The 26748-nt window shown below is 68.9% G+C and carries 25 protein-coding genes and 2 tRNA genes; 20 read left to right on the top strand and 7 right to left on the bottom strand.

Annotated features, from left to right (window positions below; all coding sequences use genetic code 11):
* The first annotated feature begins 83 nt into the window (after nucleotides 1–83).
* Genes egtA through egtD form a run of 4 tightly spaced genes read left to right on the top strand, consistent with a single transcriptional unit; the run spans nucleotide 84 to nucleotide 4433 of the window.
* Entirely contained in the window at nucleotides 84–1337 is a 1254-nt protein-coding gene (egtA, locus tag QE397_RS13500) for an ergothioneine biosynthesis glutamate--cysteine ligase EgtA (RefSeq protein ID WP_222627611.1), read from the top strand.
* A complete protein-coding gene (gene egtB, locus QE397_RS13495) occupies nucleotides 1334–2662 on the top strand; it encodes an ergothioneine biosynthesis protein EgtB (RefSeq protein ID WP_222650159.1) in 1329 nt (442 codons plus the stop codon). Before egtA ends, egtB begins: the two co-directional genes overlap by 4 nt.
* 3 nt (nucleotides 2663–2665) lie before the next feature.
* Nucleotides 2666–3397, top strand: coding sequence for an ergothioneine biosynthesis protein EgtC (egtC, locus tag QE397_RS13490; protein WP_222627607.1), 732 nt, complete (start codon nucleotides 2666–2668; stop codon nucleotides 3395–3397).
* A 49-nt stretch (nucleotides 3398–3446) separates the two neighbouring features.
* Nucleotides 3447–4433, top strand: a complete 987-nt coding sequence (gene egtD / locus QE397_RS13485) for an L-histidine N(alpha)-methyltransferase (RefSeq protein WP_307095295.1) — start codon at nucleotides 3447–3449, stop codon at nucleotides 4431–4433.
* 66 nt (nucleotides 4434–4499) lie between these two features.
* On the opposite strand, the gene QE397_RS13480 is transcribed toward egtD, so the two are convergent.
* From QE397_RS13480 to QE397_RS13470, 3 genes are all read right to left on the bottom strand, one after another.
* Nucleotides 4500–5483 (bottom strand): ribose-phosphate diphosphokinase, encoded by a 984-nt coding sequence (locus tag QE397_RS13480; protein WP_027504070.1) that lies wholly within the window; start codon nucleotides 5481–5483, stop codon nucleotides 4500–4502.
* Entirely contained in the window at nucleotides 5480–6967 is a 1488-nt protein-coding gene (glmU, locus tag QE397_RS13475; protein ID WP_307095293.1) for a bifunctional UDP-N-acetylglucosamine diphosphorylase/glucosamine-1-phosphate N-acetyltransferase GlmU, read from the bottom strand. Before glmU ends, QE397_RS13480 begins: the two co-directional genes overlap by 4 nt.
* A 107-nt stretch (nucleotides 6968–7074) precedes the next feature.
* Nucleotides 7075–7145, bottom strand: a tRNA-Gln gene (locus QE397_RS13470).
* 206 nt (nucleotides 7146–7351) lie between these two features.
* Here QE397_RS13470 and QE397_RS13465 point away from each other — a divergent pair.
* From QE397_RS13465 to QE397_RS13450, 4 genes are all read left to right on the top strand, one after another.
* Nucleotides 7352–7942, top strand: coding sequence for a TetR/AcrR family transcriptional regulator (locus QE397_RS13465; RefSeq protein WP_027504068.1), 591 nt, complete (start codon nucleotides 7352–7354; stop codon nucleotides 7940–7942).
* 162 nt (nucleotides 7943–8104) lie between these two features.
* Nucleotides 8105–8749, top strand: coding sequence for a ScbR family autoregulator-binding transcription factor (locus tag QE397_RS13460; RefSeq protein ID WP_027504067.1), 645 nt, complete (start codon nucleotides 8105–8107; stop codon nucleotides 8747–8749).
* Between the two features lie 165 nt (nucleotides 8750–8914).
* On the top strand, nucleotides 8915–12604 hold the full coding sequence (gene mfd / locus QE397_RS13455) for a transcription-repair coupling factor (protein WP_373425234.1): 3690 nt from the start codon (nucleotides 8915–8917) through the stop codon (nucleotides 12602–12604).
* Nucleotides 12605–12611: 7 nt separating this feature from the next.
* Nucleotides 12612–13619, top strand: coding sequence for a MazG family protein (locus QE397_RS13450; RefSeq protein ID WP_307095291.1), 1008 nt, complete (start codon nucleotides 12612–12614; stop codon nucleotides 13617–13619).
* Nucleotides 13620–13623: 4 nt separating this feature from the next.
* Here the strand turns inward: QE397_RS13450 and efeB are convergent, their stop codons facing one another.
* The 3 genes from efeB to efeU all read right to left on the bottom strand — a co-directional run bounded on the left by efeB (nucleotide 13624) and on the right by efeU (nucleotide 16955).
* Nucleotides 13624–14904 (bottom strand): iron uptake transporter deferrochelatase/peroxidase subunit, encoded by a 1281-nt coding sequence (efeB, locus tag QE397_RS13445; protein WP_307095289.1) that lies wholly within the window; start codon nucleotides 14902–14904, stop codon nucleotides 13624–13626.
* Complete coding sequence (gene efeO / locus QE397_RS13440) at nucleotides 14885–16024, bottom strand: iron uptake system protein EfeO (protein ID WP_307095286.1); 1140 nt, start codon at nucleotides 16022–16024, stop codon at nucleotides 14885–14887. The genes efeB and efeO overlap by 20 nt, the downstream gene beginning before the upstream one ends.
* 88 nt (nucleotides 16025–16112) lie before the next feature.
* Nucleotides 16113–16955 (bottom strand): iron uptake transporter permease EfeU, encoded by an 843-nt coding sequence (gene efeU, locus QE397_RS13435; protein WP_373425294.1) that lies wholly within the window; start codon nucleotides 16953–16955, stop codon nucleotides 16113–16115.
* Between the two features lie 207 nt (nucleotides 16956–17162).
* Between efeU and QE397_RS13430 the strand changes: the two genes are divergently transcribed.
* From QE397_RS13430 to QE397_RS13410, 5 genes are all read left to right on the top strand, one after another.
* The gene (locus tag QE397_RS13430) at nucleotides 17163–17918 is read left to right on the top strand and encodes a lytic transglycosylase domain-containing protein (protein ID WP_027504062.1); all 756 of its coding nucleotides are present in this window, start codon (nucleotides 17163–17165) and stop codon (nucleotides 17916–17918) included.
* A 240-nt stretch (nucleotides 17919–18158) separates the two neighbouring features.
* Nucleotides 18159–19454 (top strand): phosphopyruvate hydratase, encoded by a 1296-nt coding sequence (gene eno / locus QE397_RS13425; protein ID WP_307095282.1) that lies wholly within the window; start codon nucleotides 18159–18161, stop codon nucleotides 19452–19454.
* 8 nt (nucleotides 19455–19462) lie between these two features.
* A complete protein-coding gene (locus QE397_RS13420; RefSeq protein WP_204866522.1) occupies nucleotides 19463–20044 on the top strand; it encodes a septum formation initiator family protein in 582 nt (193 codons plus the stop codon).
* A gap of 48 nt (nucleotides 20045–20092) precedes the next feature.
* Nucleotides 20093–20608: a DUF501 domain-containing protein gene (locus tag QE397_RS13415; protein ID WP_027504060.1), complete on the top strand. Its 516-nt coding sequence runs from the start codon at nucleotides 20093–20095 to the stop codon at nucleotides 20606–20608.
* Nucleotides 20605–21552, top strand: coding sequence for a Ppx/GppA phosphatase family protein (locus QE397_RS13410; RefSeq protein ID WP_307095278.1), 948 nt, complete (start codon nucleotides 20605–20607; stop codon nucleotides 21550–21552). Before QE397_RS13415 ends, QE397_RS13410 begins: the two co-directional genes overlap by 4 nt.
* Here QE397_RS13410 and QE397_RS13405 read toward each other — a convergent pair whose 3' ends face one another.
* A complete protein-coding gene (locus tag QE397_RS13405) occupies nucleotides 21553–21897 on the bottom strand; it encodes an MmcQ/YjbR family DNA-binding protein (RefSeq protein ID WP_307095276.1) in 345 nt (114 codons plus the stop codon).
* A gap of 146 nt (nucleotides 21898–22043) precedes the next feature.
* Between QE397_RS13405 and QE397_RS13400 the strand changes: the two genes are divergently transcribed.
* The 7 genes from QE397_RS13400 (at nucleotide 22044) to QE397_RS13370 (ending at nucleotide 26698) form a co-directional block, all read left to right on the top strand.
* Nucleotides 22044–23477 (top strand): short-chain fatty acid transporter, encoded by a 1434-nt coding sequence (locus QE397_RS13400; protein ID WP_056447560.1) that lies wholly within the window; start codon nucleotides 22044–22046, stop codon nucleotides 23475–23477.
* A gap of 42 nt (nucleotides 23478–23519) precedes the next feature.
* Nucleotides 23520–24359 (top strand): sulfurtransferase, encoded by an 840-nt coding sequence (locus QE397_RS13395; RefSeq protein ID WP_307095273.1) that lies wholly within the window; start codon nucleotides 23520–23522, stop codon nucleotides 24357–24359.
* A gap of 29 nt (nucleotides 24360–24388) precedes the next feature.
* A tRNA-Leu gene (locus tag QE397_RS13390) sits at nucleotides 24389–24462 on the top strand.
* 199 nt (nucleotides 24463–24661) lie between these two features.
* Entirely contained in the window at nucleotides 24662–24856 is a 195-nt protein-coding gene (locus tag QE397_RS13385; RefSeq protein WP_307095271.1) for a hypothetical protein, read from the top strand.
* A complete protein-coding gene (locus QE397_RS13380; protein ID WP_222627592.1) occupies nucleotides 24856–25107 on the top strand; it encodes a hypothetical protein in 252 nt (83 codons plus the stop codon). Before QE397_RS13385 ends, QE397_RS13380 begins: the two co-directional genes overlap by 1 nt.
* Nucleotides 25108–25124: 17 nt before the next feature.
* Nucleotides 25125–25955, top strand: coding sequence for a GAF and ANTAR domain-containing protein (locus QE397_RS13375; RefSeq protein WP_307095268.1), 831 nt, complete (start codon nucleotides 25125–25127; stop codon nucleotides 25953–25955).
* Between the two features lie 62 nt (nucleotides 25956–26017).
* Nucleotides 26018–26698, top strand: a complete 681-nt coding sequence (locus tag QE397_RS13370; protein ID WP_307095266.1) for a haloacid dehalogenase type II — start codon at nucleotides 26018–26020, stop codon at nucleotides 26696–26698.
* The last annotated feature ends 50 nt before the right edge of the window (nucleotides 26699–26748 follow it).

Here is a 26748-nt window from a genome sequence, read left to right as displayed (position 1 = left end):
TCCGGACACGCAGTGTCCGTTCCTCTTCCCGTACGCAGTGCCCGTTCCACTTCACGCTCCACCGTCACCCCGCGGAGGCATCCATGACGGCCGTTTCCGGCACTCTCAGTTCGCGGCCCGCCGCCGAGGCATACCTCGCCCGGGTCTGTTTCAAGGTGGGGCCGCCGACTCTGATCGGCGCAGAACTCGAATGGTTCACCCGGACCCCGTCCGGTGCACGTCCCACTCTCGACTCGCTCGCCGAGGCACTGGGTGCCCACACCCCGCAGTCTCTTCGGCCCGAGTCCCCCGCACTCGCCCTCCGCTCCGGAAGTGTCGTCTCCGTCGAGCCCGGTGGTCAGATCGAATTGTCGTCCTCGCCCGCCACGTCCCTCGCCTCCGTCGTCGAGGCGTTGCGCGACGACGAGCAGACGTTGACCCGCCTGCTCGACTCGCACGGGATCTCCCTCGCAGGAGGCGGCGCGGACACGCTGCGACCTCCCGACCGCCTGCTCACGCTGCCGCGCTACTGCGCGATGGAGCAGCGCTTCGAGCAGTACGGCCCGTACGGCAAGCTCATGATGTGCAACACGGCCGCGGTCCAGGTCAGTGTGGACGCCGGCGGCGACGACGAGCAGATCCGACGGCGCTGGGCCACAGTGCATGCCGTGGGTCCGGCGTTACTGGCGGCGTTCGCCACCACGCCCGCTCTGTACGGCGTTCCCGACGGTCGGTGGGCCTCGCAGCGCATGCGCACCTGGTTCGAACTGGACCGCACCCGCACGCGTGTTCCGCTCGGGGTCGATCCCGTCCGCGACTACGCACGCTGGGTCATGGACGTCCCGCTCCTGTGTGTGCGACGCGACGGGCGCCTCGCCGCGCCGCCGCGCGAGGCCACGTTCGCCCAGTGGCTCGAGGGTGACCTGGACGACGACATGGGTCGGCGCCCCACGACGGCCGACCTGGACTACCACCTGACGACGGTGTTTCCCCTCGTGCGTGCGAGCGGCCACCTCGAGATCCGGTACCTCGACGGCCAACCCGACGGGGCGTGGGAGGTGCCGATGTACGCGGTGGACGCCCTGGTGTCCTCCGACTCGGTGGCCGACCAGGCGCTGGACCTGGCGGAACCCACCCTGAACAGGTGGGAGGACGCGGCGCGGGACGGACTCGCCGACCAGGCGCTGCGGCGAGCTGCGGTGGAGCTGCTGACACTCGCGGCCGACTCCAGCCACGGCGAGGCGCGTGAAGCCCTGGGCCGCGCGGCGACGCGCTGCTCCGCCGCCCAGCCGCCGACGGCACCAGGGACAGCGGCGACACCACCACGAGGCGATGCTCGGAAGGAGTTCTCACGATGACGGCGAACACGACGGTCGACGCGGTGGCGCTGCGCGGCCGGCTCGAATCGATGCTGGTGCGTAGCCGCGCCCGGACCCTGGCGCTCACCCGGTGCCTCGACGAGGACGGGCTGCGCGAGCAGGTGTCGCCGTTGATGAGCCCACTGGTCTGGGATCTCGCCCACATCGGCAACCAGGAAGAGCTGTGGCTGGTCCGCGACGTGGGCGGCCGCGACGCGGTGCACCCGGAGATCGACGACCTCTACGACGCGTTCCGCCACGCACGGTCCACCCGGCCGGGGCTGGATCTGCTGTCGCCCGACGAGGCGCGTGCCTACGTCGACACCGTGCGCGCCCTGTCACTGGACGCGCTGCAGCGCTGCACCTTCGACGAGAGTCGGCTGGTGGAGAACGGCTTCGTCTTCGCGATGGTCGCGCAGCACGAACAGCAGCACGACGAGACGATGCTGGCGACACATCAGCTGCGCACCGGCGACGCCGTGCTGGACGCACCCGACGCTCCCCGCGCCCAGCTGCCGCCCGCCCACGACGTCGAGGTCATCGTCCCCGGTGGCGCGTTCGAGATGGGCACCGGCGACGATCCGTGGGCCCTCGACAACGAGCGGCCCGCGCACACTGTCGAGGTGCCCACCTTCGCGATCGACGCGGCTCCGGTGACCAACGGCGAGTACCTCCAGTTCATCGCCGACGGTGGCTACGACCGCGAGGAGCTGTGGACCGAACGCGGCTGGGCACACCGCACCGAGGCCGGTCTCACCGCGCCGCAGTTCTGGTCGCAGGACGACGACGGTGTGTGGTGGCGTCGAGTCTTCGGACGTGCGAAGCAGATTCGAGCAGCGCAGCCCGTGGTTCACGTCAGCTGGTTCGAAGCCGACGCCTACGCCCGCTGGGCCGGCAAGCGCCTGCCGACCGAGGCGGAATGGGAGAAGGCGGCACGCTTCGACCCCGCGTCCGGGCTCTCCCGGCGCAACCCCTGGGGCGACGACGACGCCGACGACCGGCACGCGAATCTCGGTCAACGCCACCTCGAACCCGCCGACGTCGGCGCGTATCCCGAGGGAGCCTCGCCGCTCGGCGTCGAACAGCTGATGGGCGACGTCTGGGAGTGGACTTCGTCCGACTTCGAGCCGTACCCCGGGTTCGAGATGTTCCCCTACCCGGAGTACTCCGAGGTGTTCTTCGGTGGCGACTACAAGGTGTTGCGCGGCGGCTCGTTCGGCACCGACCAGACGGCGGTCCGCGCGACGTTCCGCAACTGGGACCACCCGATCCGGCGCCAGATCTTCGCCGGCTTCCGGTGCGCCCGCGACGTGGGACACCGGTAGCGGATGTGCCGACACGTCGGCTATCTCGGACCCGCGCGCACCGTCGGAGACGTGCTCACCGCGGGCCCGACATCGCTCCTCACCCAGTCGTACGCACCCCGCGAGATGCGCGGCGGCGGCACGATCAACGCGGACGGCTTCGGTGCGGCCTGGTGGTCGAACGGCACCGCGTCGTCGTATCGGAGCGCGATGCCGATGTGGGGTGACCCGGCCGTCACCGACACGCTCACCCACATCCGCTCGGTGGCGGTGATGGGGGCCGTGCGGTCAGCCACCGTCGGCATGCCCGTCGAGCGGTCGGCGTGCGCGCCCTTCGTCGAGGGTCGATGGGCGTTCAGCCACAACGGTGTCGTGCGCGGATGGCCGCAGTCGGTCTCCGCGCTCGCCGAGAAGGTCCCCGTCGAGTCGCTGCTGCGGTTGGCGGCACCCACGGATTCCGCTGTGCTGTGGGCGATTCTGCAGCAGCGGCTACTGGACCGCGATCCAGCGGACGCACTCGCCGGTCTGCTGGCGGACGTCGACGCCGCCGCCCCGGACTCGCGCGTCAACCTGCTGCTCGGCGATGGCGAGTCGCTCTGGGCGACGACGCTTTACCACTCGCTCTCCGTCCGGTACGACGAGGACAGCGTCGTCCTCGCGTCCGAACCGCTCGACGATCTGCCCGGATGGCAGCAGGTGCCCGATCGGTGCCTCGTCTCCGCCCGACCGGGATCCGTGGACATCACCACCTTCTGACCGCTCCACCCCTGCACCTTCCATGCTCGTCAGCACCGAGGAGTTCGTCATGACAGCGCCGTCACTGGACATCCACATCACCGAGGGTGATCTACAGGAATCGCTGCGGGAAGATGCCCGCCGCGGGCTCACCGCGACGCCGAAATGGTTGCCGCCGAAGTACTTCTACGATGCCGTGGGCAGCGAACTGTTCGAGCGCATCACCGAGTTGGACGAGTACTACCCGACGCGCACCGAGCGCGCCCTGCTGACCGAACGGGCCGCGGAGATCGCTCGCGTGACGGGAGTGGAGGTGCTGGTCGAGTTGGGCTCCGGATCGTCGGACAAGACCCGGGTGCTGCTGTCCGCGGGTCTGGAACACGGCACCCTGCGTCGCTACGTCCCGCAGGACGTGTCGCCGTCGGCGTTGACCGGTGCGATGGAGGAGTTGTCGCGACAGTACCCGGATCTCGAGATCCACGGTGTGGTGAGCGATTTCACGAGCACCGGCGGCCCGGACAGTGGTCTGTTCTGGGTCCCCACCGGCGGGCGCAGGACGTTGGCGTTCCTGGGCGGCACGCTGGGGAACCTCGTGCCGCAGGAGCGCGCCGAGTTCCTCTCCGCCATCTCGAACACCCTCGACACGGGGGAGTTCCTGTTGCTCGGGGTCGGGCTGGTCATCGACCCCGCGGTTCTGGTGCCCGCGTACGACGACTCGCAGGGAGTGACGGCGCAGTTCGACCTGAACGTGCTCTCCGTGTTGAACGGGCAGCTGAACGCCGACTTCGACGTGGACGACTTCGAGCACGTCGCCGTGTGGGACGAGCGCAACGAGTGGATCGAGATGCGGCTGCGCGCACGTCGCGACCACACGGTGCGCGTCGCGGACCTCGACCTGGACGTGCAGTTCGCGGCGGGCGAGGAGATGCGGACCGAGATCTCCGCCAAGTTCCGGCGCGAGTCGATCACCGGCGAACTGGCGGCGGCGGGGCTGACGGTCGACGAGTTCTGGACCGATTCCGACGAGCGCTTCGCCCTGGTGCTTGCCCGGAAGTAGGGCGCCCGACGACGACACTCCCCGCGGACGAGGTCCGCGGGGAGTGTCGGTCGGTGACGTCGTTTCTCAGGCGTTGCCGTTGAACAGGCTGGTGACGGACCCGTTCTCGAAGACCTCACGGATGGTCTTGCCGAGCAGGGGTGCGATGGAGAGCACGGTCAGCGACGGGAACAGCTTGTCGTCACTGATGGGCAGCGTGTTGGTCACGACGACCTCCTTGGCGCCGCACGACGCGAGGCGCTCGGCGGCCGGGTGGCTCAGCACGCCGTGCGTGGCGGCGATGACGACGTCGCCCGCGCCGGCTTCCTCGAGCACCTTCACCGCGCCGGCGATGGTGCCACCGGTGTCGATCATGTCGTCGATCAGGATGCAGGTGCGTCCCTCGACGTCACCGACGACTCGGTTCGACTTGACCTGGTTGGGCACCAACGGATCTCGTGTCTTGTGAATGAACGCCAGCGGCGCCCCGCCGAGCGAGTCGGCCCACTTCTCCGCGACGCGCACGCGGCCGGAGTCGGGGGAGACCACGGTGATGTGCTCGAGGTTGTAGCCCTCGCGGATGTGGTCGGCGAGCTGGCTGTGCGCGTGCATGTGGTCGACCGGGCCGTCGAAGAAGCCCTGGATCTGATCGGTGTGCAGATCGACCGTGATGATGCGGTCGGCGCCGGCCGTCTTGAGCAGATCGGCGACCAGGCGTGCAGAGATGGGCTCGCGGCCGCGGTGCTTCTTGTCCTGGCGGGCGTAGGGGTAGAACGGCAGGATCGCGGTGATGCGCTTGGCCGATCCGCGCTTGAGCGCGTCGATCATGATGAGCTGTTCCATGAGCCACGTGTTCAGCGGGAACGGGTGGCTCTGCAGCACGAACGCGTCGGAGCCGCGGACGGACTCCTCGAAGCGGACGAAGATCTCGCCGTTCGCGAAGTCGCGGGCGGTCTGCGGGGTGACCTCGATCCCGAGTTCCTTCGCCACCTGCTCGGCGAGCTCGGGATGAGCGCGACCGGAGAAGAGCATCAAGTTCTTCTGGTTGTCGATCCAGTTGGCTGTGGTCACTGCTCTACTCGCCGTCCCTTCGGTTCGTGCACGTGTGATTCCTCGGTCGAACGGGCGCGTTCGGCGGCCTCTGCCGCCGGCGTTCCCGGACGTTTCTTCTGCACCCAGCCCTCGATGATCCGTTGCGGACCACCGGAGACGGCGAGCGCTCCCGCCGGTACATCATGGCGTAGGACGGTTCCGGCGCCCGTGTAGGCCCCGTCGCCCACGCGCACCGGCGCGATGAACATGGTGTCGGAACCGGTGCGCACGTGCGAACCGATTTCGGTCCGGCTCTTGCCGACGCCGTCGTAGTTGACGAAGACGCTGGAGGCACCGATGTTGGAGTGCTCGCCGATGCTGGCGTCGCCGACGTAGGTCAGGTGCGGCACCTTGGAGTGCGCTCCGATGGTCGCGTTCTTGGTCTCCACGAAGGCGCCGAGCTTGCCGTGGTCGCCGAGGTCGCTGTTCGGCCGCAGGTAGGTGAAGGGCCCGACCGTCGCTCCGGCACCGATCACCGAGTCGGATCCGTGCGAGCGGACCACCGTCGCGCCCTCGCCGACCGACACGTCGGTGAGTGTCGTGTCGGGCCCGATGATCGCGTCCTCGCCGATGACGGTGCGTCCGTGCAACTGCGTGCCGGGGTGCAGCACGGCGTCGCGTCCGACGGCGACCTCGATGTCCACCCACGTCGACGACGGGTCGATCACGGTCACGCCGGCGCGCATGTGGCGGGCGAGGATGTGCTCGTTGAGGATGCGGGTGACCTCGGACAGCTGCACTCGGTCGTTCACACCGCGCACCAGCGACGGGTCGGTGAGCTGGGTGCTGAACACCGGCAGGCCGCGTCGGCGCGAGATCTTCAGGACGTCGGTCAGGTACAGCTCGTGCTGCGCGTTGTCGGTGCCGAGCGAGTCGAGAGCCACCCGCAGCGACTGCGCGTCGAAGGCGTAGACACCCGAGTTCACCTCGGTGATGGTCAGCTGATCGGGAGTCGCGTCGGCGTGCTCGACGATCTCCTGGACCTGGCCGGACCCGTCGCGGACGATGCGGCCGTAGCCGTTCGCGTCGTCGGGGACGAAGGTGAGCACCGACACCGCGACGGGCTCCGCGGAGGAGTGGTGATCGTGCAGCAGTGCCTGCAGAGTGTGGGCGTCGAGCAGTGGCACGTCCCCCGCGGTGACCACCACGGTGCCGTCGAAGTCGGCGGGCAGCGACGCGAGGCCGCACTGCACCGCGTGACCGGTGCCGTGCTGTTCGGCCTGCACCGCGATGTCGATGGTGCGACCCAACGTCTCGGCCAGATCGGCGACGGCGGCCGAGACCTTCTCGCGGTCGTGCCCGACGACGGTGACGAGGTGATCGGGGTCCACTCCGTCGGCCGCGTGCAGAGCGTGCGCGAGCATGGACCGACCGGCCAGTTCGTGCAGAACCTTCGGAGTCTTCGATCGCATTCGGGTTCCCGCCCCCGCGGCGAGCACGACTACAGCGACCTTCGACGTCATGAATCTCCTCGACCGACTTCGGATGTGCCCCGGGCGGGGGACCCGCCACACTCGTCGCCACGGCTCCGCCGCCCTACGGCAGCAGCTCCGCCGCTGTGGCGTCACGGCTCCGCCGCCAGGATTCGAACCTGAACTATCTGAACCAAAATCAGAGGTGCTGCCATTACACCACGGCGGATCACAGCCTCGGCTGGCGTGCGCCGAGCGCGTCGATCCTCGCACGAGTGCACCCGCTCCGTAAAACGCTCCGCAGGCCTCACTCGCCGCGCAGTGCTCGCGTGTCACAGTGATTCCATGACCTCGACGCCCGACGCGCCCCGCGAGCCCGATCAGCCGCGTGCACCCGGTGACGCCGCCCTACCGGAACGTGCGCCCCGCGTCCGGATGACGGGGACCGCGCGCCGGGCCCAGTTGATCGAGATCGGCCGCACGCTGTTCGCCGAGCGTGGCTACGAGGCCACGTCCATCGAGGAGATCGCGCAACGCGCGCAGGTGAGCAAGCCGGTCGTGTACGAGCACTTCGGCGGCAAGGAGGGTCTCTACGCCGTGGTGGTGGACCGCGAGATGTCCACGCTGCTGTCCATGATCACGTCGTCGCTGACCGAGAACCGGTCCCGGATCCGGGTCGAACGGGTGGCGCTGGCCCTGCTGACGTACGTCGAGGAGCGCAGCGACGGGTTCCGCATCCTCGTGCGCGACTCCCCGGTCGCCGCGGCCGAGGGAACGTACTCGAGCCTGCTGAACGACGCCGTCGGCCAGGTGGGGCACATCCTGGCGGGCGACTTCTCCCGCCGCGACATCGACCCGGCCAATGCCCAGCTGTACGCCCAGGCATTGGTCGGAATGGTGTCGATGACGGCGCAATGGTGGCTGGACGAACGGTCGCCCTCGAAAGAGGTGGTGGCCGCGCACATCGTGAACCTGTGCTGGAACGGGCTCACGAATCTGGAGCCCGATCCCCGGTTGGGGAGCTGAAAGCGCGAGTGTCACCGGAGGTGGTCACGGTGGACCACCTCGTCGGTCGTGACGACACGACGCTCGGACTCCGGGACGAGTGCTCGTGCTGTGTAGTGGTCCAGTGGTACCGTTCTCGCGTTGTTCACGGATTGAATGCCCCAAACCTTCGAGGCGGATCGCATGGTCAGACAGGCACGCGCCGAGATCACCAGAGACACGGTGCTCGCGGGGGCCGCCCATGTCTTTCTACGGCTCGGGTACGCCAATGCCAGCCTCAGCGAGATCATTTCGCAGTCGCAGGTCACCAAGGGAGCTCTCTACTTCCACTTCGGGTCGAAGGAGGAGCTGGCTCGCGCCGTCATCGACGAGGGCGTGCGGCGGCTCACCACGGCGTGCCGCGCCCTGGACGACGGCCGGATCCCCGCTCTCGAGGCCGAGATCGGTGTCTCGTACATCACGGTCGATCTGGCGATCACGGATCCGATGGTCGCCGCGATGTTCCGGCTCAAGCATCAGATCGGCGACTACCGCGGTACCGGTGAGAACGTCATGGAGGGCTGGGCCGAGTACCACACCGGCCTGGCGCGTCGGGCGATCGACGAGGGCGACCTCGAGGCCGACCTCGACCCTGTGACCACCGGAATGCTGTTCCTGGAGGTCATCGTCGGCGCCCACATGGTCGCGGTGGCCACCGACAGCACCAAGGAGTTGTCGGCGCGCATGGAGCGGCTGTGGCACTACCTGCTCCCGTCGCTGGTCCCCGGTCGCAAGCTCGACTACTTCCGTGAGTTCGCCGCCCGCCGGGTCCTGCGCTACGGCGCCTGACGACGAGCGGCCACGTCGCGGTCGCCTCGGTCGGCCCACGGTCGTTTCTGTCGGCGACTGCTCCTAGAATCGATACCGAGTCGTCACCGATCGATCGATCTCCGTGAGGGGTGTCGAGCGTTGCGGGTGCACGATCGTGTCGTCTTTCCGTCAGGAGTTCTGCTGGTGTCCTCGCCGTCCGTCCATGTTTCTCCCGCGCAGACCCCGGACGACGGTGCGGGCCGGATGTCGGGCCTGCTGAAATTCGCACTACGTGACGCGTCGTTGGCGCAGATCGTCGATCTGTCCGGCCGCCGTGAGGCCACCCTGGTGGCACCCACTCCGGCACGGGCGTTCATCGCTGCGGCCATGTCCCGCACCACACCGGTCCTGCTCGTCACCGCGACGGGCCGCGAGGCCGACGATCTGACGGCCGAGCTCACGGAGATGGTGGGCGGCGCCGTGGCGCAGTTCCCGTCCTGGGAGACGCTGCCGCACGAGCGTCTGTCTCCCGGAGCGGACACCGTCGGTCGTCGTATCGAGGTGCTGCGGCGCCTCGCCCGGCCGGAGGACGCCGACTACGGCGTCCCGCTGAAGATCATCGTCACCACGGTGCGCTCGGTGCTCCAGCCGATGGCGCGTGGACTGGGCGAGATCGAGCCCGTCGGCCTGCGCGTGGGGGCGGAGTTCGACTTCGAGGAGTTGCAGAAGCGACTGGTCGAGCTGGCCTACACGCGTGTCGACATGGTCGGCAAACGCGGTGAGTTCGCGGTCCGCGGCGGCATCCTCGACCTGTTCTCGCCGACGGCGGATCACCCCGTCCGTGTCGAGTTCTGGGGTGACGAGGTCACCGACCTGCGCGCCTTCTCGGTCGCGGACCAGCGCTCCATCCCCGACGTGGAGGTCGACACGGTCATCGCGCCGCCGTGCCGGGAGATGATTCTCGACGAGGCCGTACGGGAGCGTGCGGCGCGTCTCGCCGCCGACAACACCGGCGACCCGATCCTGGTGGAGATGCTCGAGAAGATCTCCGCCGGCGTTCCGGTCGAGGGCATGGAGGCGTTGCTGCCGGTGCTCAAGGCCGGCGGCCTCGAACTGCTGACCGACGCGCTGCCCGACGGCGCGCACGTGCTGGTCTGCGATCCGGAGAAGGTGCGTACGCGCGCGACGGATCTGGTGCGGACCGGCAAGGAGTTCCTCGAGGCGTCGTGGACTGCCGCGAGCATCGGTGCGGCCGCACCGCTCGACACCGCAGCGCTGGACACCAGCAGCGTGACGGACGAGAGCGCCGTCCTCGACCTCGATCTCAGCGCGTCCGCGTACCGGTCGCTGCGGCAGGTCCGAGAGTCTGCGGAGGCGGCCGGTCGGCCGTGGTGGACCGTGGGCCCGCTCGCCTCGGGCAGTGACGAGGAGATCGTGCTCGACGTCGACGCGGCGCCGGACGTGCGCGGCTCCGAGGAGGCACTTGCGACGCTCTTCCAGATGTTCACGGCGCACCTCGCGTCCGGCGGCCGCGTGGCCGTCGTCGTCGCAGGCGCGGGAACGGCGCAGCGCACGGTCGAACGCCTGCGGGAGGCCGGTGTGCCGGCGCTCCCTCTCGATGCCGGTGCCGAGCCCGGCCCCGACGTCGTCGGCGTGATGTGCGGGTCGTTGCACTCGGGTCTCGTCCTGCGTGACGCCGGCCTGGTGGTGGTGACGGAGGCCGATCTCACCGGCAACCGGGTCGCGGCGGCCGGCGACGGCAAACGCTTGCCCGCCAAGCGTCGCAATCAGGTCGATCCGCTCGCGTTGACGGCCGGCGACATGGTGGTCCACGACCAGCACGGCATCGGCCGCTTCGTCGAGATGGTCGAGCGGACCATCGGCGGGGCACGCCGTGAGTACCTCGTCGTCGAGTACGCGCCCAGCAAGCGCGGCCACCCGGGCGACCGCCTCTTCGTTCCCATGGAGTCGCTCGACCAGTTGTCCCGCTACGTCGGCGGGGAGATGCCGAGCCTGAGCAAGCTTGGCGGATCCGACTGGACCAACACCAAGCGCAAGGCCCGCAAGGCCGTCCGCGAGATCGCAGGGGAGCTCGTCCAGCTCTACGCGGCGCGGCAGGCGGCGCCCGGTCACGCGTACGGGCCGGACACCCCGTGGCAGAAGGAGATGGAGGACGCCTTCGCGTTCACCGAGACCGTCGACCAGATGACCGTCATCGACGAGGTCAAGGCGGACATGGAGAAGCCCGTCCCGATGGACCGAGTGGTCATCGGCGACGTCGGTTACGGCAAGACCGAGGTCGGCGTCCGGGCGGCGTTCAAGGCCGTCCAGGACGGCAAGCAGGTGGCGGTGCTCGTTCCCACCACCCTGCTGGCCCAGCAGCATCTGCAGACCTTCACCGAGCGGATGGCCAACTTCCCGGTGACGGTCAAGGGGCTGTCCCGGTTCTCCGACGCCGCCGAGTCGCGGGAGACGTTCGCCGGCCTCGCGGACGGCACGGTGGACATCGTCGTGGGCACGCACCGATTGCTGCAGACCGGTGTGCAGTGGAAGGACCTCGGGCTGGTCATCGTCGACGAGGAGCAGCGCTTCGGCGTCGAGCACAAGGAGCACATCAAGGCGCTGCGCACGCACGTCGACGTCCTGACGATGTCGGCGACGCCGATTCCGCGCACGCTGGAGATGAGCATGGCGGGCATCCGCGAGATGTCCACCATCCTGACGCCGCCCGAGCAGCGTCACCCCGTTCTGACCTACGTCGGTGCATACCAGGAGAAGCAGGTGGCGGCGGCGATCCGCCGTGAGCTGCTCCGTGACGGCCAGGTGTTCTACGTCCACAACCGCGTGAGCAGCATCGACAAGGCCGCCGCCAACATCCGACGGCTGGTACCGGAAGCGCGCGTCGTGGTCGCGCACGGTCAGATGAACGAGGACGCACTCGAGAAGACGGTGCAGGGGTTCTGGGAGCGGGAATTCGACATCCTGGTCTGCACCACCATCATCGAGACGGGCCTCGACATCTCCAATGCGAACACGCTGATCGTCGAGCGCGCCGATTCGCTGGGTCTTTCCCAGCTTCACCAGTTGCGTGGGCGTGTGGGTCGCAGCCGGGACCGTGGCTATGCCTACTTCCTCTACCCGCCGGAGAAGCCGCTCACCGAGACGGCGTACGACCGGTTGGCCACCATCTCGCAGAACTCCGACCTGGGCGCGGGTATGGCCGTGGCGATGAAGGACCTCGAGATCCGCGGCGCGGGCAACGTGCTGGGCGCGGAGCAGTCCGGCCACGTCGCCGGTGTGGGATTCGACCTGTACGTCCGACTGGTCGGCGAGGCGGTGGAGGCCTACCGCGCCGTGGCCGACGGCCGCCCCGTCACCACCGACGAGGCGCCCAAGGAGGTGCGCATCGACCTCCCCGTCGATGCCCACATCCCGCCGGACTACGTCACCAGCGACAGGCTCCGACTCGAGGCGTACCGCAAGCTGGCCGCGGCGCAGAACGACGCCGAGATCGGTGCGGTCATCGACGAGCTGACCGACCGCTACGGGCCGGTGCCGGCCGAGGTCGCCCGGCTCGTGGCCGTCGCCGTCCTGCGCATCCTGTGCCGTTCCTACGGCATCGTGGACGTGCAGATGGCGGGGACCATGGTGAAGTTGGCGCCGATGGACCTACCCGACTCCAAGCAGATACGGTTGAAGCGGCTCTACCCCAGCGCACAGTATCGGGCGACCACCGGCACGGTGCAGATCCCGATTCCGCGTGTGGCAGGTGGTGGAGTCGGTTCGGCCCGTGTCCGCGACGAGGAACTTCTGCAGTTCGTCGCCGACGTGCTGCTCGCGATGGACGGGCAGCCCGCGGGCTCCGTACGAGTCGAGCAACCGATCGGGGTGTGAGCGCGCGATGACGATTCTGCTGCTGGATCCCCTGCGGCCCACCATGGTGCCGGTGCAGGCCGTGACGTTGCTGGACAAGCCCGTGGGATTCACCGAAGAGGTGCCGGTCTCCATCCGCTGGCGCCTCACGGGGTTCACCTCCGCGGGCGACGACGAGCCCGAGGTGCTCATCAGCACCAGCCGCGACAACCCCGACGTCCAGGAACGCATCACGCGCGGCGAGGACGTCATCGAGGTGCCGGTACCCCGCGGCGGCAACCTCGCCGAGGCCGTCTTCGTCATCGACAAACTGCGCTCACTCGGCGGATGGGAGGCGCAGCAGACGCACGAGTCGCTGCGCGGGTACCTCCTCGAGGAGACCTACGAACTGCTCGATGCCATCGAGACCGGCGATGCGGACTCCATCAGGGAGGAGCTCGGCGATCTGCTGCTGCAGGTCATCTTCCACGCGCGCATCGCCAAGGACGCGGGCGCCGAGGCGTTCGACATCGACGACGTGGCGTCCACCCTGGTGGCCAAGTTGACCCACCGCAGCCCGCACCTGGCCGACACGTCCGGCGCACCGATCGACATCGGTGCGCAGGAGAAGGCCTGGGAGGAGCGCAAGGCCGCGGAGAAGGTACGCGCGTCGTGTCTCGACGGCATCGCCATGGCGCAGCCGTCGCTCGCGCTCGCCCAGCAGGTCATCACCCGAGCGGTCAAGGCCGGGCTCCCTCAGGACTTCGTCCCGGAGTTCATGCTCTCGGTGCGCATCGACATCTCGGGTGATCACGGCGCCACCAGCGCCGAGGACTCGCTGCGCCGCACCGTCAACGAGTTCGTGGCCGACGTACGGGCCGCGGAGCGCGGCGCCGCCATGGACGGAGTCCGATCGGCCGAGATGGACGCACGAGCGTGGTCCAAGTACTGGCCGGGAACCGACATGTTCGGCCGACCGCTCGCGGCGACGGGCACGGACGACGCACGCGTCGCCGCGTCCCACCATCGGCCGCAGGCGGACGAGAAGAACCGCTGACCGTCTAGCCGAAGAGCGTCGAGCCCCAGTAGTCCTCGGTGCCTTCCGGAACTCCCGGTGGGCAGGCGAAGACCGCCGAGCCGACGTGGGAGATGTACTCGTTCAGGGCATCTCGTCGCGCGAGCGCTTGCTGCATCGGCACGAACTGGGTCTGCGGATCGCTGCAGAAAGCGACGAAGAAGAGCCCCGCGTCGAGGTGGCCGAAGCCGTCGGAGCCGTCGGTGAAGTTGTACCCGCGGCGAAGAATCTTGATGCCGCCCAACGACTCCGACGACGCCAGTCGTACGTGCGCGTCCTTCGCGATGGTCGAGGAGCCGAGGTCGACGGTGTCGAACTCGGCCGTGCCGCCCAGTGGCGCGCCGGTGGCCTTGGACCGACCGATGACGCGTTCCTGTTCGCCGAGCACCGCGCGGTCCCACGGTTCGATCTTCATCCGGATGCGCCGCGCCACGAGGTAGGTGCCGCCCGTCATCCAGTCGGACTCGCCGCCGTTCACCCACACGTGCTCGTCGACGGTCGCCGCTTCCTCGGCCTTGATGTTGTTCGTGCCGTCCTTGAAGCCGAAGAGGTTGCGCGGTGTCGCCTGGGCGGTCGACGTCGACGCGGTGCGACCGAAGCCGAGCTGCGACCACCGCACCGACGCGGTGCCGAACGCGATGCGCACGAGATTGCGGATGGCGTGCACCGCCACCTGCGGATCGTCGGCGCAGGCCTGCACCGCGATGTCGCCACCGCTCCGCGCCGGATCGAGGTCGTCACCGGGGAATCGCGGAAGATCCTGCAGTGCAGCCGGTCTGCGGTCACCCAAGTCGAGCCTGTCGAAGAACGACGGGCCGAAGCCGATGGTCAGCGTGAGGTTGGACGGCATCAGACCGTAGGCCTCGCCGGTGTCACCGGGCGGCTCGTACTGTCCGCCGCCGACCACGCCACCGGGCACCGACTCGGCGCCGACGGTGAGACGTTCGGCCATCGCCGTCCACTTCGTGAGCATCGCGACGATCTCGTCGCGCGAGGTGGTCGTCACGTCGAAGGTGACGAAGTGCATGCGGTCCTGTGCGGGCGTGACGATGCCCGCCTGGTGGACGCCGCGGAACGGCACCACGGCCTCGGCCGCGTCGGCGACCACGGGTTCGGGTGCGGTCGACCGGCCCAGCGCGGCACCGGCGCCGACCGCGAGTGCGCCGGCTCCCACGCCACCGAAGAGCGCACGGCGAGAGAGGCGTCGACTCGGCGGGGTGGCGGCGGCGTCCGTGTCGGACGTCCGCTCAGGCGCCTGCGACGACACCCTGGACCTGGCTCACCGACGCGGACAGGGCGTCGATCTTCTTCGACAGGTCCTGGCGCTGCGGCTCGGTGACCGTGTCGTAGGAGACGAAGCCGTCACCCTGGCGGTACTTCGCGAGCTCGGTGTCGAGTTCCGCGAAGCGCTGCTCGATGGTGGCCGCGAGTTCCGGGTTCCGCTCGGACAGCACCGGAGCGAGCGCCGCCACTGCTGCCTGCGATCCGTCGACGTTCGCCTGGAAGTCGTACAGGTCGGTGTGGGAGAAGAAGTCCTCCTCACCGGTGATCTTCGTCTGGGCGACCTCGTCGAGGAGGCCCTGTGCGCCGCCCGCCACCGTGATCGGGTCGATCACGAAGTCGGGGGACTGCACGCCCGCGACCAGTTCGTCGACGTCCGCCTTCAACTGCTCGGCGATCGCGTTCGTGTCCGGCTGGAGCCCCTGTGCCCACAGGTCCTTCTCCAAGCGGTGGAACCCGGTCCACTCGGCACCCGGCTCGACGTCCGGCTCGCGCAGGTCGATGCGGGGGTCGAGATCGTCGGGGAAGCTCTCCGCGACGGGTTCGATGCGCTCGTAGTAGGTGCGGACGAGCGGGAACTGGGCCTTGGCGCCCTCGACGTCGCCGGACGTGACCGCGGTGACGAACGACGCCGTCGTCTCCTGCAACGCCGTGACCTGGCTGACGACGTAGCGCTTGTAACCGTCGGCCGCCTCGGCGAGCGTCCCGTCGGCGTCGGACTCCTTGGCGTCACCCGTGACGACGAAGTCGCCGCGGAGGCCGTCGCCGACCATGCCCGGCTTGCACGCGGTCTGGTACGTGGCGGGCTCGGGCAGCGCGACGATGAGCTGGCGGGAGACGCCGGGCCCGATGTTCTCGATCTCACCCATGACGCGGTCGCCCTCGCCGTAGACGTAGAACTCGGTGACCTTGGAGCCGTTGTTGGTCACATGGAAGGTGGAGCTGCCCGTCTGTGCACTCGTCGTACCGACGTCGCACGAGCTGTCGGTCGCGTCGACCACGATGTCGCCGCCCTCGGCCGAGGTCGCGGCCTCCTTCTCGGTGCAGGCCGTCAGTGCCAGCGGCAGCGCGGCGGCGCAGAAGAGGAGGCGGGTGGTGGTGCGCATTTCAGTGGTGCCCTTTCGGGAGCGGGAAGGCCGGAGGCCGGTCGGTAGTGGAGCGGGAAGGCCGGAGGTTCTGGAGCAGATGTGTGGGTCAGGACGCGGCGGGTTGTGGCTGCGGTGCGGTGACTCGTGGCACGGTCTTCGGCCGCCGGAGGAACAGGGGCAGGACGACGACGAGGTAGAGCACCCAGGCCGCGACCTGCAGAACGGTCGGCTCGGGGCGGAAGTTGAAGATGCCGGCGACGACGGTGCCGTACCAACTGCCCGCGTCCCAGGTGTCGCTGATGTCGAACGCGGTCGCGCTGCCGCCGGGGAGGATTCCGCCGATCTGCAGAGCCCGCAGTCCGTACGCCAGGATTCCGGCGGCGACGAACACGAGGAAGACGCCCGTCCAGCGGAAGAACCGGGCGAAGTCGATGCGCACTGCTCCGAAGTACAGGAGGACGGTGAGGAATGCAGCGACGGCGATTCCGGCCAGCAGACCCAGCAGCGGCCAGGAACTGCCGTTGGTGTTCTCCGCGTAGCCGACCATGAGGAGCGCCGTCTCGATTCCTTCGCGCCCGACCGCCAGGAAGGCGAGCGATGTGACGGCCACCGGCCCGACGTCGAGCGCGCGGGCCATGCCGGCCTTCAACGTGCCGGAGATGGAGGCGGCGGCCGACCGCATCCACAACACCATGCCGGTGACGATCGCGACGGCGATCAGCGAGGCGATGCCGGCGATGATCTCGGCGGTGAGGCCCGTGACCGTCGAGGTGCCGAGGTGGATGACGGCGAACACGACGGCGACCATCCCCACGGCGGCCGAGACACCCGTCCACACCCACTTCAGCGCGTCGCGGCGGTCGGACTTCACGAGGAACGCGACCAGGATCATCACGACGATGCCGGTCTCGAGTCCCTCCCGCACCCCGATCAGTCCGCTGCCGACCATCTGCGTCACGACGGACGGCGCGGACGCGACGACGGCGACTGTGGACACGGCGGGATCTCCCGGGCTCGAGTGGAGTGGGGCGTCTTAGGCAAGGCGACCCTCATACGAAAGGTGAACATACACCGGCTTCGGGGTGCGAAACAGCCGCCGACCAGGACTTTTGAAGACCTTTACCCTTCTATTACTTTGACTCGGAATGATGGAGGCATGCTCCCACCGCGCTCTCGGCGCCTCCGCGTCGTCGCGGCTGCGCTCGCCACGGCCGCCGTCGTCTCCGGCTGCGGCGCCCTCGATCTGGATCCGGGCAGACCCGCGGTGGAGATCCCGGAGGGAATCCCGCCGGGGCCCGGAGCGCCCCTGCCGCCGATCGACGTGGACGCGCCCGGTCGCTCGGCCGACCTGCTCGCCGGCTGGGCGGAACCGCTGGTCGACCCCACCGGAATCGGCCGCACCGCGCTCGAGGCCTACGGCCACGCGGCCGCGGTCATGGCCCGCTCGTCACCAGGGTGCGGTCTGGCTTGGACCACTCTCGCCGGGATCGGCCGTATCGAGAGTCGTCACGGCACCTTCGGTGGATCGTCCGTCGGTCCCGACGGCACCGCGACCCCGCCCATCCGCGGAGTGCCCCTCGACGGCACCGCCGGCAACGCGGAGATCGCCGACACCGACGGCGGAGAACTGGACGGCGACACCGTCTTCGACCGCGCCATGGGACCGATGCAGTTCATCCCCGAGACCTGGCGCAAGTGGGGCGTGGACGCGAACGGGGACGGCCGCGCCGACCCCGACAACCTCGACGACGCCGCGCTCACCGCGGGCCGCTACCTCTGCGCCCGTGGGGGAGACCTCACCACAGCGGAGGGATGGCAGGCCGCCCTCATGGCCTACAACCTGTCGGGGGTCTACCTGAGGGACGTCCGCGACGCGGCCTCCGCCTACTCCGTCGGTGCCCGGCCGTCCTGACGTCGACCTCCTCCGGCCTGCCCGCCTGACTACCGACCGGCCTCCGGCCTGCCCGCCTGATCACCGACCGGCCTCCGGCCTGCCCGCCTGATCACCGACCGGCCTCCGGCCTGCCCGCCTGCGCGTCGAATATCGAGCGTGGCGGCTGCGGCGGCTAGTCTGTCTTCGAGCCGCGCCCGACCACGGGTGACCGGTTCGCGCCCGAAGCTGTGTGTTCAACGCCTGACTAGGAGTTCATTCGTGGCCATCATCGAACAGGTCGGAGCTCGCGAGATCCTCGACTCACGTGGCAACCCCACGGTCGAGGTCGAGGTCGCGCTCGACGACGGCACGCTGACCCGTGCAGCGGTGCCCTCGGGCGCCTCCACCGGTGAGCACGAGGCCGTCGAGCTCCGCGACGGCGGCGATCGCTACGGCGGCAAGGGTGTCGAGAAGGCCGTCAACGCCGTGCTCGACGAGATCGCGCCGGCCGTCATCGGCCTCGACGCCATCGAGCAGCGCACGGTCGACCAGGCACTGCTCGACCTCGACGGCACCGCCGACAAGTCGCGCCTCGGCGCGAACGCCCTGCTCGGTGTCTCGCTCGCCGTGGCCAAGGGTGCCGCGGAGTCCGCCGGACTGGAGCTCTTCCGATACCTGGGTGGACCCAACGCCCACATCCTGCCGGTGCCGATGATGAACATCATCAACGGTGGCGCCCACGCCGACAGCGGCGTCGACGTGCAGGAATTCATGATCGCCCCCATCGGTGCGCCGACCTTCAAGGAGGCCCTGCGCTGGGGCGCCGAGGTCTACCACGCACTGAAGTCGGTCCTCAAGGCCAAGGGCCTGTCGACCGGGCTCGGCGACGAGGGCGGTTTCGCCCCCGACCTCGCGGGCACCAAGGCCGCACTCGACCTCATCTCGGAGGCCGTCGGCAAGACCGGCCTCACGCTGGGCTCCGACATCGCTCTCGCGCTCGATGTCGCCGCCACCGAGTTCTTCACCGCCGGAAAGGGATACGCCTTCGAGGGCAACACCCGCACCGCGGAGGAGATGTCGGCGTTCTACGCGGACCTGCTGAACCAGTACCCGCTCGTCTCCATCGAGGATCCGCTCGACGAGAACGACTGGGACGGCTGGGTCGCCCTCACCGACAGCATCGGTGACCGGGTCCAGATCGTCGGCGACGATCTGTTCGTCACCAACCCGGAGCGCCTCGAGGAGGGCATCGTCAAGGGAGCCGCCAACGCTCTCCTGGTGAAGGTCAACCAGATCGGCACGCTGACCGAAACCCTCGACGCCGTCGATCTCGCGCACCGCAGTGGCTACCGCACGATGATGAGCCACCGCAGCGGCGAGACCGAGGACACCACCATCGCCGATCTCGCCGTCGCCGTGGGCAGCGGACAGATCAAGACCGGTGCCCCGGCTCGCAGCGAGCGCGTCGCCAAGTACAACCAGCTGCTGCGCATCGAGGAGGCACTCGGCGACGCCGCGCGCTACTCGGGCGAGTTGGCGTTCCCGCGGCTCGACTTCACCTCGAAGGACAGCTGAGCTCACCGATGGCGGACCGGGACTCTCGACGCAGTGCGGCACGGCCGGGTGGCCGTTCGCCGCGCCGTGACGCGCGTCCCGGTCGATCCACGCGCCGCGACGGGTCCGGGGCCTCCCAGCCCCGGACCGTCGCCGGCGCGGTCAACGACGTCGTCACCGAGGGTGCCGCACTGGTCGGTCGGCGCGGACGCCGCCGCGGCGGCGAGAAGAAGGAGCGCACGTTCCTCGGCCTGTCGACGGGCAAGGCCGTCGTTCTCGCCGTGGTGATCTGCGCTCTCGCCCTGACTCTCGCAGTTCCGTTGCGGACGTACATCTCCCAGCGCGGGGACGCCGCCCAGGTGGCCGCCGAGCGAGTGGCGCTCGAACAGCGCGTTGCCGAGCTCCAGATCCGCAAGGACCAGACCGACGATCCGGCCTACATCACCGCACAGGCACGCGAGCGCCTCGGTTACGTCATGCCCGGCGAGACCCCCTATCAAGTCCAGTTGCCCGGCGCGCGTGCACGATCGGACATCGAGAACGATCCGCCGCCGCCGCCGCCCGGACCCTGGTACAGCGACCTGTGGTCCACGGCGACCACCCCACGGTGACGCCTCGGCGCACGCCGATCCACCCGATCCGGAAATGAGTCAGACCCAGTGAGCGACGTGTCGCGCGAAGACCTCGACGCCGTGTCCGCCCAGCTCGGACGAGAGCCGCGCGGCGTGCTCGAGATCGCCTACCGCACCCCGGACGGCCGTCCCGCCGTCGTCAGGACGGCGCCGAAGCTGCCCGACGGAACGCCGTTCCCCACCCTCTTCTACCTCACGGATCCGCGTCTGACGGCAGAGGCGAGCCGCCAGGAATCCGCCGGTGTCATGCGCGAGATGACCGAGCGGCTGCAGCAGGACGAGGAGCTCGCGGCGGCCTACCTGCGTGCCCACGAGGCGTATCTGGCCGAGCGCAACGAGATCGAGTCGCTCGGAACCGATTTCACCGGCGGCGGGATGCCGGACCGGGTCAAGTGTCTGCATGTGTTGATGGCGCACTCGCTGGCCAAGGGGCCGGGTGCCAATCCGCTGGGCGACGAGTCGGTGGCGCTGGCCGCCGAGGGGCCCCTGCGCGGCACGGCCCTGCCCGCGGACTGGCCCACCATCGAGGAGCTCCGAGCATGAGGGTCGCTGCGATCGACTGCGGAACCAACTCCATCCGTCTGCTCGTGGCCGACGTGGACGACGACGGTCTCCGCGACCTCGCGCGTGAGATGCGTGTGGTCCGGCTGGGGCAGGGTGTCGACGCGACCGGGTCGTTCGCACCCGAGGCGATCGACCGCACCGAGGCAGCGCTGCTCGAGTACGTCGACATCATCACCGAGCTGGGCGGTGTCGACGCGGTGCGCATGGTCGCGACGTCGGCCACGCGCGACGCCGACAATCGTGATCTGTTCTTCGACATGACGCGCCGGACCCTCGCCTCCGTCGCGGACGGTGCAGTGGCCGAGGTCATCTCGGGCGACGAGGAGGCTCGTCTGTCCTTCGCCGGGGCGGTCGGCGATCTGGATCCGGACGAGGGGCCGTTCCTCGTGGTCGATCTCGGCGGCGGCTCCACCGAGCTGGTGCTCGGAGATGCCGACGGCGTGCGCGCCGCCTTCTCCGCCGACATCGGATGTGTTCGGCTCACCGAGCGGTGCCTGCGCACCGATCCACCCACCGAGGCCGAGCGCAGGGCAGGGCAGACCTTCACCTCCGAGCGCCTCCAGCCGGCGTTCGACGCGGTACCCGTGAAGGATGCCCGCACCTGGGTCGGGGTTGCCGGGACCATGACCACCCTCTCGGCCGTGGCACAGAATCTTCCCGCCTACGATCCGGACGCGATCCACTTGTCGCGCATCCCGTTCACCGATCTGCGCGATGTCTGTGATCGTCTGCTCGGCATGACGAGGGCGGACCGTGCCGTGCTCGGCCCGATGCATCCCGGTCGCGTCGACGTCATCGGCGGAGGATCCCTCGTCGCGGCCACACTCGCCGAGCACATCGGTGCCGAAACCGGAATCGACAGCCTGGTCGTGAGCGAGCACGACATCCTCGACGGGATCGCTCTCAGCGTCGCCGGGCGATGATCACTCCGGTCTCGGCCCGAGCTTCCTGACGGTCACCGGAGCGCGGCACTCCCACGCTTCCTCGATCAGTTCACGAAGCTCGTCGACGTCCACCTCGGGCAGTCGCACGAGCACCGACGCGTGACCCTCGTAGTGATCGGTGGTGAAGAACGCGGCCGGGTTCGAGCTGATGAGGGCCTCGCGGTCCTCGACGCTCGGTCTGCGGAGCAGCAGAACGTCGGGCATCTCGTGGACCCGTGCGAACAGTCGGTCCTTCACGCGGAAGCCGGGAGTGCCGTACGACGGCTTCTCCGTCACCTCGCGCAGCGCGAGTGCGATACGTCGGACGTCGCCCTCTGTCGCCATGGACGCAGTGTGCCACCTGCAGTCCTGCATCGCCGCAGATCGAGGGTGCAGTGATGCCTCTTGCCTTCGGGCGGACGCACGGGAAGGGTCGATCGAGGCCGTTGTGGTCCCCGACACACCGATCGCTCGACGACCAGGAGGTCACCATGGCAGTCCGCGACACCGACGCACCCGCGGAGAAAGGTCTGGCGCGAACAGCCCAGGCACTGGCCCGCGGCACCGAGAAGTGGTTCCCCGACGCCTACATCTTCGCGCTGGTCGGCGTGCTCGTGGTGGCGATCGCCGCGTTCGCGAACGGATCGTCGCCGCAGAACGTGGTCGACGCGTTCGGCAACGGATTCTGGGACCTGACGGCGTTCACTCTGCAGATGGCCATGGTCGTGCTCACCGGGTACGTCGTGGCCACGTCGCCACCCGTGGCGCGGCTGATCACGAGACTGGCCGCGCTGCCGAACAATCCACGCACGGCGGTCAGCTTCGTCGCGCTCATGTCGTGCTCGGTGTCGTTTCTGAACTGGGGTCTCAGCCTCGTCTTCGGTGGACTGCTCGCTCGTGCCATCGCCCGGCGACGCGATCTGAGCGTGGACTACCGCGCGCTCGGCGCCGCGGCGTTCATGGGCCTGGGCGCGGTGTGGGCACTGGGCATGTCGTCGTCCGCGGCGCAGCTCCAGGCCACCGCGAGCTCGCTCCCGCCGGCCCTGCTCCGCATCACCGGAGTCCTGGACTTCGGCACCACCATCTTCACGTGGCAGTCACTGGTCATGTGCGTGATCATCATCGTGCTGACGGTGATCATCGCGCACCTCTCCGCTCCCACCGGTGCGGCGATCAAGACCGCCGAGGCCATGGACGTGAATCTCGACGACACCATCGCCGAGCCGCCGACGCGCACCCGTCCGGGCGAGTGGCTCGAGTACAGCCGAATCCTCCCGATCCTCGCCGGGGCGATGACGCTGGGATGGCTGGTGTCGCAACTGCTCTCGAAGCCCGTGCTGTCGGTGGTGAGCAGCCTCAACGGCTACCTGCTGGTGTTCCTGATGCTGGGACTCGTGCTGCACGGCACACCGCGACGGTTCCTCGATGCCGTCGCCAAGGCCGTACCCGCCACAGCGGGGATCCTGGTGCAGTTCCCGCTGTACGCCGCGATGGCCGCGATTCTGACCACATCCGAAGGGCGGGGCGGAGTCACGGTGTCCGAGCACCTGGCCACGTTCTTCACCGAGGTCGGCGGTGGCGGAGCCTTCGCTGTGGTCATCGCTGTCTACACCGTGATCCTGGGACTCTTCGTCCCGTCGGGCGGAGGCAAGTGGTTGGTCGAGGCGCCGTACGTCATGCAGTCCGCCACCGACGTGCAGATGAACCTCGGCTGGACCGTGCAGATCTACAACGTGGCCGAGGCGCTACCCAACCTGATCAACCCGTTCTTCATGCTGCCGTTGCTCGCCGTCCTGGGTCTGCGGGCGCGCGATCTCATCGGATTCACGTTCCTGCAGTTCCTCTTCCACTTCCCGGTGGTGCTGCTGCTCGTCTGGCTGCTCGGGACGACGTTCACCTTCGAGCCGCCCGTGATCCCTGCCTGACCGAGCGGTGCGCGCGGCACACCGAGTCGTACTCTGATCGCCATGTCGGAGATCCTGGTGACCGTGTCGGAGTTGTCCGCAGCGCTGACGTCGCCGCGTCCGCCCGTGCTGCTCGACGTCAGGTGGGCACTGGGTGATCCCGACAACCACCAGCACTACCTCGACGCGCACATCCCCGGCGCCGTCTTCGTCGACCTGGGCTCGGAACTCGCCGGCCACGGGGAGCCCACCGAAGGGCGGCACCCCTTGCCCCAACTCGACGATCTGCAGATGTATGCGCGGCGATGGGGCATACACACCGATTCGTCCGTCGTCGTCTATGACGCCACCGGCAACATGGCTGCGGCTCGGGCGTGGTGGCTGCTGCGCTGGGCGGGCGTCGAGACTGTGCGCATGCTCGACGGTGGACTCGGCGCGTGGCAGGCGGCCGAACTACCCACGCGGTCGGGCGAGGAGACCGCGCCGCGGGCTGGGGACGTGACGCTGTCCGAGGGCCATCTGCCGACGGTGACGGCAGACGAGGCCGCGACATTCCCCGGCCGTCTTCTGGACGCACGTGCGGGGGAGCGGTACCTCGGCGAGGTCGAGCCCGTCGATCCCCGTGCCGGCCACATTCCGGGCGCTCTCAGTGCGCCGACGTCGGACAACGTGACCGTCGACGGGACCTTCGTAGCACCCGATGGACTGCGCGATCGGTTCGCGGGCATGGGTATTCGACCCGGTGACGAGGTGGCCGTCTACTGCGGTTCCGGTGTGACCGCGGCGCACGAGATCGCAGCGCTCGCACTCGCCGGTATCGATGCGGCCTTGTTCCCGGGATCCTGGTCCGCGTGGTCGTCGGATCCCGCGCGACCGGTCGAGACGGGACCAGGCGTCTCCTGAACGGCCCACGATAGGCTGGCCTCGAGCAGGCCCCTATAGCCCAATTGGCAGAGGCAGAGGACTTAAAATCCTTGTGTTCCGGGTTCGAGTCCCGGTGGGGGCACCGACACCGTCCTTCCGTCCTCTCGCCACGTCACGTCGATACGTTCGTGGTGTTTACAGGAACTCCCTACGGGTATCGACCTGACCCAGCGCGGTCGACGCTCTGAGCCGCGCGCTCGTTCCCGGCCGGGCGACGGCCGCAGACCAGGCATCGGCCCGACTGTTCCACGACTCGTCCGGTGTCGGAAAGGGAGAACGCCATGGTGTCGAGAGCAGACGACATGGACCGGACGGCCGACGTCGACGACGTGGTGGCGATTATGCAGAGACGACGCGCTGCCGTACGAGAGAACGCCCCCGCAGAAGAGGTGTTCAGATTGATGGCACTCGAGCGACTGCTCGCCGAGCGTCGTCGAACGGGGGGCGGGCTGCCCGCGACGCTGAGCGATGCGTGATGACCGGGGACATCGGCGTCGAGGTGGACCAGGTGTTCGAGGCCCGGCCGTCACGGGGATCGATGTACATCCCGGTCGACCTCATCCCGTTGCTCAGCGCCCACTTCGCATCGCACCGCGACAGATTGCTCGAATGCGGTGACACCTGGCGCGCCGCGCGAGCGGAGCGAGTGCTCGACGAGTTGGCGAATGCCTTCACCGTGGGCGTGGCCCGATCGGACACCGGAGACGCGGCAACCGACGAGCCCTGAAAGGACTCGGTGATCTCATGCTCGAGAAGCACTGTGAGGACGACGCACGGCACATGGCTCGGAGCCCCTCGGATGCGGCTCTGACCTCCGTCGCCGAGGTGGTCGGGAAGATGACCTCGTTCCTCGAATCCATCGGAGACGTGGACGCGACGTTGGAGCAGATGTGCGACAACCTCGTCGACGCCGTACCCGGAGCCGACGCGGCAGGCGTGACAGTCATTCGACGGGGAAGACCGGTGACGATCGTGGTCACCGACGGGTGCGTCCGAGCTGTCGACCGTGCTCAGTACGACGCCGACGAGGGCCCGTGCCTGGAGGCCGCGGCGACCCGGACGCCGGTCCGTGTGACGAGCGGGGTTGCCGCGCAGAGGTATCCCGAGTTCTGGACACGGAACGCGGACACGGGAATGCGGAGCTTCCTGTCCACACCGGTGTCGGTGGGCGATGAGCGCTACGGGGCTCTCAACCTCTACAGCCGGAGCGATCACGGGTTCGAGTACGCGGACGCGGACACGTCGACGATCTGTGTCACCGTGGTGGAGTCGTTGCTCGCGATCGCCCGGCGAGTCGACGACGCCCAACGTCAGGTGGACGGTCTTCGAGCGGCGCTCGAGTCACGCGCGGTCATCGATCAGTGCAAGGGCATCGTCATGGTCGTCCTCGACATCACGGACGATCAGGCTTTCGCACTGATCAGGTGGCGGTCGCAGGAGACGAATACTCCAGTTCGGCTGTTGTGCAGACAGATCCTCGCCGATCTCAGTGCTGAACCACTGGGAGAGGGACTCGAGTCCACTGTGGGAACCGTCCTCATGACCGCGCACACCCGGGTGGCGGCGGGCGGGTGACAGTTCGGCGACACGGATGGGGCCCGGGGTTGGCGTCTCCCCGCGTCGGGTACGCCGGTGGCATGGCAGAACCCGTTGGTCCTGATGTCGTCGTGTTCGATGTGGTCGGCACACTCGCCGATCTCGGCATCGTCCGCGACAGGTTCATCTCGGTGGCGCCGCCGTCGTCGTCGTTCGACGGATGGTTCGCGCACCTGTCGCGTGACGGCATGGCGCTGACCCTGTCCGGTGCGTACGAGCCGTTCGCCGTCGTGGCATCGTCCGCTCTGCGGGCGTACACCCGTGGGTTCGTCTCCGACGCCGACATCGAGCACGTCGTCGGAGGGTTCGCCGAGACGACACCGCACCCGGACGTCGTCGCGGCACTCGACGCCGCTGTCGCCAGTGGTGCGCGAGTGTTCACCCTGTCCAACGGAAGCGCGGACTCGACAGCAGGGTTCCTCGACCGGGCGGGTGTGTCCGATCGGGTCGAACGAGTGCTCAGCATCGACGACGTCCGCGCGTGGAAGCCGGCAGCGGCGCCGTACGAGCTGGCGGTGTCGAGCGCCGGAGTCACCGCGGACCGGTGCGCGATGGTGGCGGTGCACTCCTGGGATCTCCAGGGCGCAGGACGCGCGGGAATGCGCACCGGATGGTGCCGCCGCGAGGAGAAGGTGCCCAGTGCCGCCTTCGGCGAGGCCGACGTCTCGTCGCAGACGCTCGACGGTGTGGTGCGTGCACTGTTCGACTCGACCGACGAGTGAGCAGCCACTGCCAATCGACGACGAAACGCGGCACGCCGGCCGCGCAGAGC

Origin of the sequence: Rhodococcus sp. SORGH_AS_0301 (assembly GCF_030818285.1) — a bacterium.
Lineage (GTDB): Bacteria > Actinomycetota > Actinomycetes > Mycobacteriales > Mycobacteriaceae > Rhodococcoides.
This window is presented reverse-complemented; position numbering and strand designations above follow the sequence as displayed.